The organism is Streptomyces sp. A0642, from assembly GCF_004795105.1.
Lineage (GTDB): Bacteria > Actinomycetota > Actinomycetes > Streptomycetales > Streptomycetaceae > Streptomyces.
On the sequence record NZ_SSBL01000002.1, the window covers coordinates 529,650 to 542,237 of the forward strand.

Annotated in this window: 11 protein-coding genes and 1 pseudogene; 2 read left to right on the forward strand and 10 right to left on the reverse strand. The window is 66.2% G+C overall.

Going from position 1 to position 12,588, the window contains the following annotated elements:
- Positions 1-216: 216 nt before the first annotated feature.
- The gene (locus E6R60_RS05975) at positions 217-762 is read right to left on the reverse strand and encodes a hypothetical protein (RefSeq protein WP_240802428.1); all 546 of its coding nucleotides are present in this window, start codon (positions 760-762) and stop codon (positions 217-219) included.
- 25 nt (positions 763-787) lie between these two features.
- On the opposite strand from E6R60_RS05975, the pseudogene E6R60_RS05980 reads away from it, so the two are divergent.
- Positions 788-1,030, forward strand: a pseudogene (locus E6R60_RS05980) (NUDIX hydrolase); the annotation flags it as partial.
- On the opposite strand, the gene E6R60_RS05985 reads toward E6R60_RS05980, so the two are convergent.
- From E6R60_RS05985 to E6R60_RS06005, 5 genes are all read right to left on the reverse strand, one after another.
- Positions 1,018-1,587: an HD domain-containing protein gene (locus E6R60_RS05985; RefSeq protein ID WP_206309321.1), complete on the reverse strand. Its 570-nt coding sequence runs from the start codon at positions 1,585-1,587 to the stop codon at positions 1,018-1,020. The pseudogene E6R60_RS05980 and the gene E6R60_RS05985 overlap by 13 nt on opposite strands.
- Before the next feature lie 11 nt (positions 1,588-1,598).
- The gene (locus E6R60_RS05990; RefSeq protein WP_136325343.1) at positions 1,599-2,045 is read right to left on the reverse strand and encodes a winged helix-turn-helix domain-containing protein; all 447 of its coding nucleotides are present in this window, start codon (positions 2,043-2,045) and stop codon (positions 1,599-1,601) included.
- A 227-nt stretch (positions 2,046-2,272) separates the two neighbouring features.
- Positions 2,273-3,610, reverse strand: coding sequence for a hypothetical protein (locus E6R60_RS05995; RefSeq protein WP_240802406.1), 1,338 nt, complete (start codon positions 3,608-3,610; stop codon positions 2,273-2,275).
- 125 nt (positions 3,611-3,735) lie between these two features.
- Complete coding sequence (locus E6R60_RS06000) at positions 3,736-5,049, reverse strand: AAA family ATPase (protein WP_136325345.1); 1,314 nt, start codon at positions 5,047-5,049, stop codon at positions 3,736-3,738.
- Positions 5,046-5,501, reverse strand: a complete 456-nt coding sequence (locus E6R60_RS06005; RefSeq protein ID WP_136325346.1) for a hypothetical protein — start codon at positions 5,499-5,501, stop codon at positions 5,046-5,048. Before E6R60_RS06005 ends, E6R60_RS06000 begins: the two co-directional genes overlap by 4 nt.
- Positions 5,502-6,468: 967 nt before the next feature.
- On the opposite strand from E6R60_RS06005, the gene E6R60_RS06010 reads away from it, so the two are divergent.
- Positions 6,469-6,783, forward strand: a complete 315-nt coding sequence (locus tag E6R60_RS06010; RefSeq protein ID WP_136325347.1) for an L-rhamnose mutarotase — start codon at positions 6,469-6,471, stop codon at positions 6,781-6,783.
- Positions 6,784-6,801: 18 nt separating this feature from the next.
- Here E6R60_RS06010 and E6R60_RS06015 read toward each other — a convergent pair whose 3' ends face one another.
- The 4 genes from E6R60_RS06015 to E6R60_RS06030 form a co-directional block, all read right to left on the reverse strand.
- Positions 6,802-7,248 carry a DUF1772 domain-containing protein gene (locus tag E6R60_RS06015; RefSeq protein WP_136325348.1) on the reverse strand — a complete coding sequence of 149 codons (447 nt, stop codon included), beginning with the start codon at positions 7,246-7,248 and terminating at the stop codon, positions 6,802-6,804.
- A 104-nt stretch (positions 7,249-7,352) separates the two neighbouring features.
- Positions 7,353-8,939, reverse strand: a complete 1,587-nt coding sequence (locus E6R60_RS06020) for a von Willebrand factor type A domain-containing protein (protein WP_136325349.1) — start codon at positions 8,937-8,939, stop codon at positions 7,353-7,355.
- A gap of 133 nt (positions 8,940-9,072) precedes the next feature.
- Complete coding sequence (locus E6R60_RS06025; RefSeq protein WP_136325350.1) at positions 9,073-9,957, reverse strand: ABC transporter permease; 885 nt, start codon at positions 9,955-9,957, stop codon at positions 9,073-9,075.
- Positions 9,954-12,524, reverse strand: coding sequence for an alpha/beta fold hydrolase (locus E6R60_RS06030; protein WP_136325567.1), 2,571 nt, complete (start codon positions 12,522-12,524; stop codon positions 9,954-9,956). The genes E6R60_RS06025 and E6R60_RS06030 overlap by 4 nt, the downstream gene beginning before the upstream one ends.
- Positions 12,525-12,588: the final 64 nt, after the last annotated feature.

A 12,588-nucleotide genomic window follows, 5' to 3' on the forward strand; every position in this document is an offset into this window, starting at 1 on the left:
GTCCTGCCGGGGGCGCACATCGCGCACCACTATGAGGCCCTCCACCCCGGAGGGCCTTTTCGCTGGTCAGACGCACTTTAGACAGTGGCCCGTAGAGGCCGCGTAAGCGCCGGGCCGGCCTCTGAAGGCGGTGAGTACGGTCCGGCGCTGTCCGGCTGTCACCGGGTTTCTACGGGTGGCCACGGAGAATGCGCGGTGAAGTTTTCTGCGCCTGCGTCAGCCCGCGTCAAGCAGCTCGGGGAGGTCCTCACCCGCTTCCATCCCCTTCTTGAGCTCGGAGAGCTGACCGGACACACACCGGGCGTAGATGGCCAGCAGGATCGGCACGCTGTTCCCTGCCCACTCCGCGACCTGCGCCGGCGGAATGCCGTCGTTGAGCCACTTGGTCAGACGCGTGTGCCGAAGGTCGTACACCCGCTTGCCCAGGGGTGAGGCGAACTCATCAGGGGTGAGGACCTTCACACGAGCGGATCGCCAGACCCGGCGAATGACGGAGCCTGCGAGCAGCTCGCCCCTCTCCCCCTGAAACAGCAGATCGCTCGGCTTCAGGTCCTCGGCCTTGATGTGCTCGCGCAGGATTCTCGTGAGGGAGGGATGCCCAGGGACAACGCGGGTATCGTCCGCGGCTCTCCCCTTCAATCCGCGCTCCTCGTGGATGGCGCCGCCGTCGGTCCAGTTCTTGCCGACCTCCGGCTGAGCTGTGTGGAAGAACAGCTCGCACCACTGGTCTGCGACGTCTGGATCGGGCAGCCGGCCTCGCACCCAGCCCAGCAGCCTGGCCGCCTGGATTGTCGGGCTCTACACCGACCCGGAACACGTGCTCGCGTATACGGATGGCGAGGTGCGGCAGCAATTCTCTATCTGCTTCCGAGCCCACCCGGTGGGCGGAGCCCTCCGTACGAGCAGTGAGTCCAAGGAGGTCCGCTGGGTGAACCCGGCGGACCTCGCTGAACTCAACATCCACCCATCCATGCGCCTGCGGATCCAGCACGCCCTGGACGAGTCTCGCAAGGAGCCCTACATCGGCTGACTATTGGCCGAGGCAAGGGCCATCCGGCCTTCCACCCGCTCGGTGGCGGCGTAGATCTCCGGCGCCGCTCGCTGGATGAAGCGACCAACGATCGTGTCCGGCCCGTACCGCTGCACGATCTCTTCCAGTCGGGCCGCCGGCGTCGTGTGCCCGCCATCCGGGGTGGTGGTCATGTCCGACACGATGAGGGCATCAACCAGCTCGGGCCGCTCCAGCTCGAACTCGGTCTCCAGCTCATGCCGCAACCCCCGCTCCTCAGCCTCTAGAAGCGCACAGGAGTGATGCGCCACGAGCCGGACAACCCGCTCGTCGGCGCCCTCCTGATCTCGGAGAAACCTGGCCCCGTCGAGCGGATGGAAGCCGGTGGTGGCGATGGATGGGGAGTAGCCAACATCGTGCAGAACGGCGGCAGCTTCCAGCAGCTCGGCGTCGCGACCGAGGATCGGGCTGAGGGAACGTGCCCGCTTGGCCACCCCGAGGGAGTGCACCCAGCGACGCGGTAGCGGTTCGGCCAGCATTGATTCGGAGAGCGAGTATGCCCACTCAGTAAGCCCCATGGATGGCAAGGCTATGACTCCTCTCGGATCTCTGGAAGGGCGCGCACGGTCCGCCCCTTGCCATGCACAGTGACGAGCAGGCCGAAGCCCCCCATCTGCGCAAGTGCGTGACGTACGGCCGTCCGTGACACCCCGAAGCGCTCGCAGAGGTTCGCCTCTGACGGGTACCTGTCGCCGACGGCGAGCGAGTCCCCGGAAATGACGGCGATCAAGCGCTCAACAAGAGGCGGGATGGGTGCCCGGGACACACGCCAGCCGGCCCCCGGCACGGAGGTGATCAGCCTCTCGGACTCCAGTGTCTTGAGCGCGCGACGGATGGTGTTGCGGGAGACATCGTGGGCCTGCATTAGGGCGGCCTCCGACGGCAGAGTGCCGCCGTTGAGCTGTCCCTGCTCGATCTTTTTCCGCAGCGAATCAGCGATGAGCAGATAGGTTCCGCGCGGACTGACCTCCGGCACGGCACCTCCTTCCACGAGCTTCGGTTGCAGCCAGGGTCGCACGAGACCGTGTCAGACCGGGCACACACAAGGGGACTTAAGGGCCACATCTGGCTTTCGTGGGTCATTGCGGGCCTTGATTCCCCTGGCGGCATGAAACGAGAAGGTTAGGCCCGAATAACATATGCCGCCCTACCGCTCCATCTTCTTCCACTTCATCCAGCTGGGATGCTAAGGACTGCGCAAAATCAGCGCACATTCCTTGGAACGCCACCCCTACGCCCAATATCAAAAGCAATTCGATAGACGTCCGGAAGGTCGATTCTACCCGTCCCTCTCCTGCTCATAACCCCAAGAAGGATCAATTCCTCAATTAGACCAGCCGTATCGTCCACACTTCTCGGACCCGTGCGAATTTGATCGTCAACATTTTCTGATTCGCTACTGAGGTCGCTTAGCTCCTCCAGCAAGTTGGAACCTCTCCACCGATCCAGAATGGCATCTTCCTCGATGGGCACCTGAAGGCCAGCCAGCGGCTTGATGGCAGCCTGCACCCAGGGAAGGTCCTCGGCCACTTCACGAACACGGATATCCGAGGCTGCTTGCACTCCCTGCCGAATCCCGTCGTAGTGCAACGCCCGGGGATTCCCGGCGAAACGCGTTCGAGTTACGTCCGTTGCCTTACTCAGAGCACTTAGGAAGCTGCGAGGACTGACTTGCCCAACACCATCCATTAGATGGTTAGGAAGCCACGTGTAGGTCAATCCCTTACGATGCTCAGTCCCCATATATGGACCAGCAAGTTGAGTAAAGATCTCCTTTTGCGTCTCCCTATCGCCAACTACATTAGGAGGTGGCAGGTACCTACCCTCCCCAGCGTCTTCCCAGGCGCCAGTCTGGTCGCGGAAACTAGTCGAGTACTCGTGAGCCGAGTTACCGAGTTGGTGATACAGAAGGCCGTAGAGGTTAGTCTCAGTCCAGGTTAGGTCGGCAGCATTGGCCGTTAGCTTGGAGGCATCCGGGAACTGCAGAAGAGCCGCATCGAACATGTCATGACGGATGAAGATTTTCGCCCGCAGATTTCGCGTTCGAGTCCTAATGTCGAGAGCTAGACGCAGCACGCCACTAACCAACTTGTCCGCCTGCGCGCGCTGCGGATGCACTCTATCTAGAGCGTCAAACAAAAGAACGACGTTATTCCCACTTGCCCCGGCCCTCGAATCCGCCTCAGCAAATAGTCGATCCAACTCTTCGGGATTCCTCTTGACCCATTCTACGCGCTCAATCCAACCGCCAATATTCTTAATTTCGTCCATTCCGAGCGCATTCAACATGACGGCGACCCAAATGTTATAGGGATCACCTACCGAGTCTGCCAAGCGGACCAGGGTTGCCGGTCCAGGATAGCTTTCCGGGCGCAACTCCGAGCCATAAACAGCAATAGGCTCAACAGTCTGAATTCGCGCAAGCTGATAAGCATGTGCGGCCACTTCCCGCAAACGCTCGTCTTGCAAGGCTTTAAACCATACCGTTTTCCCCGCCCCTCTTGCCCCTCTGATTACAGTGACGTCGAGGTCGAGAGCCATTCGATGACTGTCGGGAGTGAACAGAGTTCTGTGATCGGGGCCGGACGTATCGGCGTCTACCGCCACCGGGAGGCTCGCCTGGAGCAAGTCACGGTACTGGTGGGCGTCTAGCTGATTCATATTTGCTACAACTCTCCCGTGATGAGCCGAGTGGACCCGGTAAGGAACTCTTCGTATGCCGCCCTAACCAGGGAGGAATGTTGCCATTTTGGATTCAACTCATGATTGATTCCGATTAGGTCGCTGCTAAACAGGATGGGAAGGGGGGCGTGGGGAGCATCAAGTACTTCAGGACCCGGGTTGAAACCTTCCAGGTCCGACCCATCCACGTCATCGTACAGAGTTTCGGCGAAGCATTCTTGAGCAGAATCCCGGAAGGAACGCAGATAGGATTCAGGGCTGGTCGGGGGAACCATCGCTGCCACCATCCTGATCTTTTCGCGCATGGCTACGGCGCGTTCCTGACTCTGCCCCCATTGCCCGAACAACGACCGGTAACCTGCCCAAGTAGCAGCGTTATTCGTTGCGAACAATAGGGCTAGATCACTCAACTGCGTAATAGCTGCGGCCGCTACATCATGGATTCCCGCTCGGCTATCTAGAAGCACAACGTCAGGCTTCCTGCTGAGTTCCTCTACCCTGCTCGTACAAGCGTCAATTGCGTCCTGCAAACGAGCACCGAATGTCTTGGCCTCATCATCGAAGGCGCCGGACAAATCACTGTAGACTCGATTCAACTTCGCCACATAATTGTAGCCAGCTCGCGATTTTCCACTCGCCGGGGCGAGCCAGACTTCTCCATTACGAGCGGACTTGATTCCCGCCACCCTATTTACCAAATCCAGTCCCTCGGCGTTCCCTACTGCCGATTCAACTAGATAGTCTACCAAGCCGAAATCAGGAAGGCTTTCGTTGGGACTCAGCAATACACTGACACCTGGCGACTCTAGATCCAGGTCTACTACTAGTACGCATTTCCCCGTGTCAGCAAGATGTTCCGCCAAAATAACGGTCGCTGTCGACCGACCTACACCCCCTTTGAATCCGTAGAGAACAACTTGAGAGCTGCGAGACTCGAAGGCACCTCGATTCCATTCCGCCCCCATCAGACCTCGTTCGATCAAACCGATTGATCCTGCCTGCCGATTGCGAGGGCGGCTTACTACCAAATCAAGCGAATTGAAAAAGACCTCCGGCTCAAATAGTTCAGACGCCAAAACGATTGGCTGATCTCCTGAAAATGGTGCCGTCTCTTCACTTAGGGTCGATTTGAAAGCGTCTACCCATGTGTGGTCGACAGGCTTCTCTCTATCGTCGACGATTAGAGACACTCGGCCGAGAAGATCCCTGACCAAGATGACATCGTATCCATCATCGCTTGCATCCCTGGCGACTGCTTGCGCCTTATGCCAGGCACCGTCAAATCGAATCCGGCTCACGTCAAGCTCCCGTTAATCTGCGCCTGCTGATAATGCGACAATAGTTTTCGTGCTGCTGTCAAATGATCGTTCACTCGCTGCGCTGTAATTATGCGTCCGTCCTGATACCTATCGCTCACGTTCCACCTAGAATAGGGGTTCTGGGAGTTGAGAAGTATCGCGAATTGGCTTCCAGCACCCCTTCCCTGCATGACCAGGGCCACCTGACCCCACAACGGTGGCAGGTGGCCGAATGAATGATTTACGCCTTGGTGCGCAAGCGACGGCTTTGCGCCGGGCTTGTTGGCCTGACCCCCAAGGAAATCCAAAATAATTGCTTTGAGTGCGCATTCCGCCGCGAAGCCGGCCAAGTGATCGGCACTTGCGTGCCTTTTTTGCCTATTTAGTTCACTTGCGTCCTGAAAGTGACGTTTAGCAGCGATCGCGAAGGTTGCTCCAATGGATGGCGCCATGTTGCCAGGGTATCGGGCGATGAAGTATGCGTCTCGGAGCGCACACCGTGGCTCCTGGCTCGCCGCACTGAAGGGCGGGGCGACATGAAGTATGGACTTTTCGGCCGTTCGGCAAGTGCCTAGCAGAGCCGCGGTACGGGCTAGCTGCCCCACGATGCGTTCAGCCGGGCTAGCTTGAATCACTTGTTCGGAACTCCCACCACCCAAGCACCGCAGTTTGCCCCAGTCCGACACCCCCGCGCCGGCGCAACCACTGCCGACCCAGGGAAGCGAGTCACCCTCCACGACAGCCAGCAGCGCCTGCGATTCGCCGCCGCTGCACACTGTCCGAAGTGACGAGGCAACGTGGCGGTCTGCAGCGGTCAGAGACGGTCAATAGGGAGGCGTGGGGATCAGTTGCTGGGCGTCGTGCCAGTCATCGACGCCCAGGTGCGGCACTACGTCGCAGCCTCCTTGCCAGAGCGCTCATCCAGCTGTGGCGCGGAGGAGTGGCACATTCCGGTGAATGCGCGGTGACGGCCGCTCTCCGTACCGCGCCACAACTGAGTCTTCGCAGGTCACAGGCATGGCAGGCCCGCATCGGGCTGGTCTCTTCTAAGCGCTTGGCCGCAGGTTCGAGTCCTGCCGGGGGCGCACAGATCGCACCAGTATGAGGCCCTCCACCCCGGAGGGCCTTTTCGCTGGTCAGACGCACACTAGACAGTGACCCGTAGAGGCCGCGTAAGCGCCGGACCGGGACGCCCCTGACCACGGAGAGGGCCGGCGCCGTCCGGCTGCCGGCGGGTTTCCGCCGGGGCTACGGAGAATCCACGGAGAGGCCCCGTGCACCCGCTGGCGCCCCGCGAGCCCGGCCCATTGACGGGGCGCCCGCTGCCCGTCTAGCTTTCCCCGAGCGCGATTGAAACCTTTCAGTACCGTGTGCCGCTGCGGTCCCGCACCGGCGCGTCCACCGCCCGGGAGCCCGCTCATGCAGCGCGTCTGTTTTCTGCTGAACGTACGCAAGGACCGCATCGACGAGTACCGCGCACGCCATGCCGCCGTCTGGCCCGACATGCTCGCCGCGCTCTCCGAGGCGGGCTGGCACAACTACTCGCTCTTCCTGCGCGACGACGGGCTGCTCGTCGGGTATCTGGAGACGGAGGACTTCGAAGCGGCCCGTGAGGCGATGGCCGCGACCGAGGTGAACGAGCGGTGGCAGCGGGACATGGCGGATTTCTTCGAGCAGCCGGAGGCGGCCGACGAGGCGATGGTGCCGCTCGCCGAGGTCTTCCACCTGGCGTGACGCGACCGGGGCCGCGCGTCAGCCCGCTGCCGCCAGCAGGACGAAGGCGGTGAGCGAGAGTGCGGTGCGGAAGCGGTGAAGGGTGTTCCAACGGGGCTCGAAGGCGGTGCGGGCCGCGCCGTCGTCACCGCCCTCGGACTCGGCCAGCGCCGTGTTCAGCGGGATGTTGCCCGCGATCGTGACCAGGTGGGAGACGACGGCGCACGCCAGCGCCACGGCGATCAGCGGCCAGCCGTCCTCGCCGTACTCGGTGAAGGCGGCGACCGCCGGGAAGGCGATCACGCCGAGGAAGAGGACGAGGAAGACGGGCCCGGGAACCTTCTCGTTGAACCGGCGCATCGCCGCGGTGAAGCCCGCGTCGGGCAGTGCGGCGAGGGCGGGCATGATCGCGACGAGGAACGTCAGCATGAAGCCCGCGTAGAGGCCGGCCGTGATCACGGCGAGAGTCAGGAACAGGGAGTCCATGCGCTCATCATGGCGCGCCCGGGTCGGTCGCACGGCCTGAATTCGCAGGTCCGTACGACCCGACCCCGCCAGGCTGCGGAACGCGCCGGGCGACGAACCGCCGGTCAGTCCATCTCGCCTTCCCCGGCGTTCGCTCCGCTGTCGGAGCGGCCGCCCTTCAGGCGGTCCGCCTGGCCGATCGCGGTGGCGAGCTTCGCCACCGAGTCGTCCTCGGTCGACCGGGCCAGTTCATCGGCCCGGGTGGCGAGTTCGCCGAGCCCCGGGGCGCCGGGGAGCTTCCCGCCGCGCAGGTTGTCGGCGAAGTACGCCGCGACGGCCGCCACTTGCAGGCGGGCGCCCGCGCCGCCCCACAGCTTGCCGTCGATCGCGCCGGTCTCCACCGAACCCGTCTCCTCGTGCGCCGCCCGGGTCTTGGGGTCCAGCCAGCGCACCGTCGCCGTGGCGACGTGGCCGGAGGCGCCGTCCCGCAGGCGTACGGCGTAGAGCGCCGTCACCGTGTGGCCCGGGCCGATCTCGCCGCCGTCGACGCTGTCGTCGCGGAAGTCGTCGTCGGCGACCTTGCGGTCCTCGTACCCGATCAGTTTGAACTTCTCCACCGTCTTCGGGTCGAAGGCGACCTGGGCCTTCGCGTCGCGCGCGGTGAGTTCGAGGTGAGCGGGCAGTTGGTCGACGAAGACCTTGCGGGCCTGTTCCTCGTCGGCGATGTACGTGGTGTGGCCGTCACCCTTGTTGGTGAGCTGCTCCATGAACGCGTCGCCGTAGTCGCTGCCCACGCCGACCCCGAACAGGGTGATGCCGTACTCGCGGCGGGCGGAGTCGATGCGTTCGAGGATGGACTTCGCGTCCGTCTCGCCCGTGTTGGCGAGCGCGTCGGAGAGCAGGACGACGCGGTTGTTGGCGCCCTTGCGGTGGCCGTCGACGGCCTCCTCGTAACCGCGCCGCACCCCTGCGCCGACGTTGGTGGAGGCGGCGGGTTCCATGGAGTCGACGGCGTCGTGGATCTTTCCGCGGTGGCCCCCCAGCCGGGTCATCGGCAGAACGGTCTTCGCCTCGTCACTGAAGGTGACCAGGGAGACCGCGTCGTCGTCGCGCAGTTCGTCGGTGAGGATGCCGAGCGAGGTCTTCACCAGCCCGAGGCGGTCGGACGAGGCCATCGAGCCGGAGATGTCGACGACGAAGGTGAGCGCGGCGGGCGGGCGTTCGGCGCTCGTGGGCGCCGCCCTGGTGGCCAGGCCGACCCGCAGCAGGGACCAGTCGCCGCCCTCGGCGCCGGCCCGCGCCCCGTCGACGGAGACGGTGAAGCCGTTGCCTTCCGGGCGGTGGTAGCCCTGGCGGAAGCTGTTGACGAACTCCTCCGGACGTACGGTCTCCGGGCCCGGCAGCCTGCCGTCGGCGAGGGTGCGGCGCGCGTATCCGTACGAGGCGGTGTCCACGTCCAGCGCGAAGGTGGACAGGTAGTCGGGTGCGGCGGGTTCCTTCGGCCCGTCCGTCCCCTCCGCGCCCTCCGTCGGCCTCCGCACGTCCGCGGCGGCCCCGCCACCGGGGGCGGCCGGTGCGGGACCGGCCGCCCGTAGACCCCTCTCGGCGGAACTCGTGTCGTTCGTACTGCCGCCCGAGCATCCCGTGAGCAGTACGCCCCCTGCGAGGAACAACCCCACCGCTCCCCGGTACGTCCGTGTCCTGCGTCCCATCCGTCGGCCCCCTGTGTCGTCGTGTCACCACTTGGGAATGTGACGTGCGAGCGGGGCCGCCGGAGCCGTCGAAGATGTTGCGGAACGATCTCGATGCGGCAACGACGGACGGTGATCCGGCGGAATGTCAAGGTCAGGACACGATGTCCTTACGACTGAATCCCCGGAAGGCGAAAGCGAACAGGATCAGGGCATACGTCACCGAGATGGCCGCGCCCTTCGCCATGCCGGCCCACTCCAGGTCGGGCTGGAGCGCGTCGGCCCACGCGAACTGCCAGTGCGCGGGCAGGAAGTCGCGCCAGGAGCCGAGCGCGGTGACCGCGTCCAGGACGTTGCCGACGATGGTCAGCCCGACCGCGCCGCCGACCGCGCCGAGCGGGGCGTCCGTCTTGGTCGACAGCCAGAACGCCAGCCCGGCGGTGACGAGTTGCGACACGAAGATGAAGGCGACGACGAGCGCGATCCTGGGCACGGTGTCCCCCGTCGCGAGCGCGCCGCCGGTGGGGAGTTCGAGCGGCCCCCAGCCGTACGCGGCGGCTCCCGCGGCCAGCGCCACGACCGGCAGCAGCACCATCGCGGCGAGACTGAAGCCGAGGGCCACGACGAGCTTGCTCCACAGCAGCCGCGCCCGGGGCACGGGCGCCGCCAGCAGGTAGCGCAGCGAGGACCAACTGGCCTCGGAGGCCACGGTGTCGCCGCAGAACAGCGCCACCGGGACCACGAGAAGGAATCCGGCCGAGACGAACAGGCAGGTCGCCGCGAAGTTCGCGGCGGAGGCCGTGGCGGTGTCCATCAGGGTGAGCCGGTCGCCTCCCCCGGGCCCGCCGTCCGGGGTGCCGCCGATCGCGAACGCGATGATCAGGATGAACGGCAGTGCGCCCAGCACCCCGCCCATGAGCAGGGTGCGCCGCCTGCGCAGCTGGCGTACCGCCTCCACCCGCAGCGGAAGGGTGCGCCGGGCGCGGTATCCGGGGGCCTCGGGGGCTTCGGTGGCGTGTGCTGCTTCTGTGGCGCTCATGCGGACGCTCCGGAGATCAGGGTGAGGAAGGCGTCCTCCAGGCGGCGGTGCGGCCCGACACCGGTCAACGGCACGTCCAGACGGACCAGTTCGGTGACGAGCTGCGGCGAGGTGGCGCCGTCGAGCCGGACGAGCAGTCCGTGCGCGTCGTCCGTACGGACGGCGGAGCCGATCCCCGGGAGCGCGGCGATCTTCTCGACGAGCGGTTCGGTGATCTCCTCGGCGGAGGTGACGAGCACCATGTCGCCGGAGCCGGTGATCTCGGCGACGGGCCCGGCCTGGACGAGCCGGCCGCGGTCCATGACGACCAGGTGGGTGCAGGACTGCTCGACCTCGGACAGGAGGTGGCTGGAGACGATGACCGTACGGCCGCCGGCCGCGTACCGGATCATCACGTCCCGCATCTCGCGGATCTGGGGCGGGTCGAGCCCGTTGGTCGGCTCGTCCAGGATGAGGAGGTCGGGCATCCCGAGCATGGCCTGGGCGATGGCGAGGCGTTGCCGCATGCCCTGCGAGTACGTACGCACCGCTCGGGCCAGTGCGTCGCCGAGACCGGCGATCTCCAGGGCCTCCTCGATGTGCGAGTCCCCGGCCGGCCGCCCGGTGGCCTGCCAGTACAGCTCCAGGTTGGCGCGGCCGGACAGGTGCGGCAGGAAGCCCGCCCCTTCGACGAAGGACCCGACGCGGGAGAGGACGGGCGCACCGGGCCGGATGGCCCGCCCGAAGACGCGGATCTCGCCGTCGTCGGGCGTGATGAGCCCCATGAGCATGCGCAGCGTGGTGGTCTTGCCGGCGCCGTTCGGCCCGAGGAGCCCGAGCACCTGCCCCTTCTCGACGCGGAACGAGAGGTCCCGGACCGCGTACCTGTCGGCGGACTTGGCGTACTTCTTCGACAGGCCGGTGATCTGCAGCGGTACGTCGGTGAGCGCGGGGTCCGGAGCGGGTGTGGCGGTACGGCGGCGGGTGCCGAGCAGCAGGCCGGCCGCGATCACCGCGGCGGCGGCCGGGAGGCCCCAGGTCCACCAGGGCAGCGCGGCCGCCTCGGTCGTGAGGCCGGGTGCGGTCGGCAGGCTGAGCGGGCCGTCGAGGGAGACGGTGTAGGTGGTCGGCGCGGCCGGGGAGGCATAGCCGAGGTCGGTGGCCGCCAGCACGAGCCGGAGCCGGTGCCCCGCATCGAATTCGTGGTCGACGGCGGGCAGGGTCAGCTCCAGGGGCTTGCCCTGCTGCCCGGGGGTGATCCGGTAGGGGGCGACGAGCTGGGAGGGCAGCACCTGCTGCTTGCCGTCCGGGGACACGTCGTACACCTTGCCGAACAGCACGGCGTCGCCCTCTCCCGCCTTCACGTTCACGCGGACGGTCGGTGCGCCGGTGATGCGCCGGGAGTCCGTGAGCGGCGCCGAGTCGAAGCGGGCGTACTGCCCGGGGAAGTCGAGGGAGAGCCCGAGGCCGAATGTGGACAGCTGGGCGAGACCGCCGCCGACACCGGGGACGGCGGAGATGGCGGGCGGGGCGGCCCCGGCGGGATTGCGGAACCGCTGTTCGCCCCCGCCCAGCGCAAGGGGCTCCGGGCCGCTGTTCAGTCCGGGGTACGTGTCGCCGCTCGCGCCCCGGGTGAGGGCGGCTCCGTCGGTGGAGTCGATGCCGCCGGTACGGGTGACGCGGAAGGCCGGTCCGGTGCCGGCGCTCCTGTCCTCCTTCAAGTAGCGGTCGAACCAGTCCCCGACCCGCTTCCGCACCCGGTCGGTCTCCCTGTCCCCGCCGTCGTGTCCTCCGGCGATCCAGTCGACGGAGACGGGCGCGCCGTTGGCCTTGATGGCCTTGGCCATGGCGTCGGCCTGGCCGAGCGGGAAGAGGGAGTCGGTCTGCCCCTGCACGATCAGCGCCGGCACGTCGATGCGGTCGGCGACGGCGCTCGGTGAGCGTTCGGAGAGCAGGGCGCGCGCGGCGGCGTCCGGCTTCCCGCTGACGGCGACGCGCTCGTACATGGCGCAGAGCTTCTTCTCGAAGTTCTCGCACCCGCCGCCGGTGGTGACGAAGATGCCGGCCCAGAGCTTCTTGAACACCCCGTCGGGGAACAGGGATTCGGCGAGGTTCCAGTAGGTGATCTCCGGGGCGATGGCGTCGACGCGCTTGTCGTACCCGGCGGCGAGGAGCGAGACGGCTCCGCCGTAGGAGGCGCCCGTGATGCCGACGCGGGGGTCGCCCGCGCCGTCGAGCTGTACCTCGGGGCGGCCGGCGAGCCAGTCGATCAGCCGGGAGACGTCCCTGACCTCGCGGTCGGGGGCGTTCAGCGAGATCTTGCCGCCGGACCTGCCGAAGCCGCGCGCGGACCAGGTCATGACGGCGTACCCGTCGGCGGCCAACCGCTCGGCCTGCTCCCGGGTTTCGTCCTTGCTGCCGCCGAAGCCGTGGCCGATGAGCACGGCGGGCCGGCGCCCGGTGCCGCCGGTGGTGAAGTACGAGGTGTCGAGGGACACGCCGTCGACGCGCATCATCCGGTCCTGCCGGTGCACGGCCGGGGCGCCGTCGTCCGCCACCGCGGTCCACGTGCCCGCCCCGGCCAGCACGACGAGCGCGGCGATACCCGCCGCCCACCGGCCGCGGGAGCGGGGCAGCAGGCGCCGCCACCGG

Bases quoted from the DNA above. Each gene is read 5' to 3' on its own strand.
- E6R60_RS05985 (WP_206309321.1), bottom strand. From the start codon at position 1,587: ATGGGGCTTACTGAGTGGGCATACTCGCTCTCCGAATCAATGCTGGCC.
- E6R60_RS05995 (WP_240802406.1), bottom strand. From the start codon at position 3,610: ATGGCTCTCGACCTCGACGTCACTGTAATCAGAGGGGCAAGAGGGGCG.
- E6R60_RS06005 (WP_136325346.1), bottom strand. From the start codon at position 5,501: ATGGCGCCATCCATTGGAGCAACCTTCGCGATCGCTGCTAAACGTCAC.
- E6R60_RS06010 (WP_136325347.1), top strand. From the start codon at position 6,469: ATGCAGCGCGTCTGTTTTCTGCTGAACGTACGCAAGGACCGCATCGAC.
- E6R60_RS06015 (WP_136325348.1), bottom strand. From the start codon at position 7,248: ATGGACTCCCTGTTCCTGACTCTCGCCGTGATCACGGCCGGCCTCTAC.
- E6R60_RS06020 (WP_136325349.1), bottom strand. From the start codon at position 8,939: ATGGGACGCAGGACACGGACGTACCGGGGAGCGGTGGGGTTGTTCCTC.
- E6R60_RS06025 (WP_136325350.1), bottom strand. From the start codon at position 9,957: ATGAGCGCCACAGAAGCAGCACACGCCACCGAAGCCCCCGAGGCCCCC.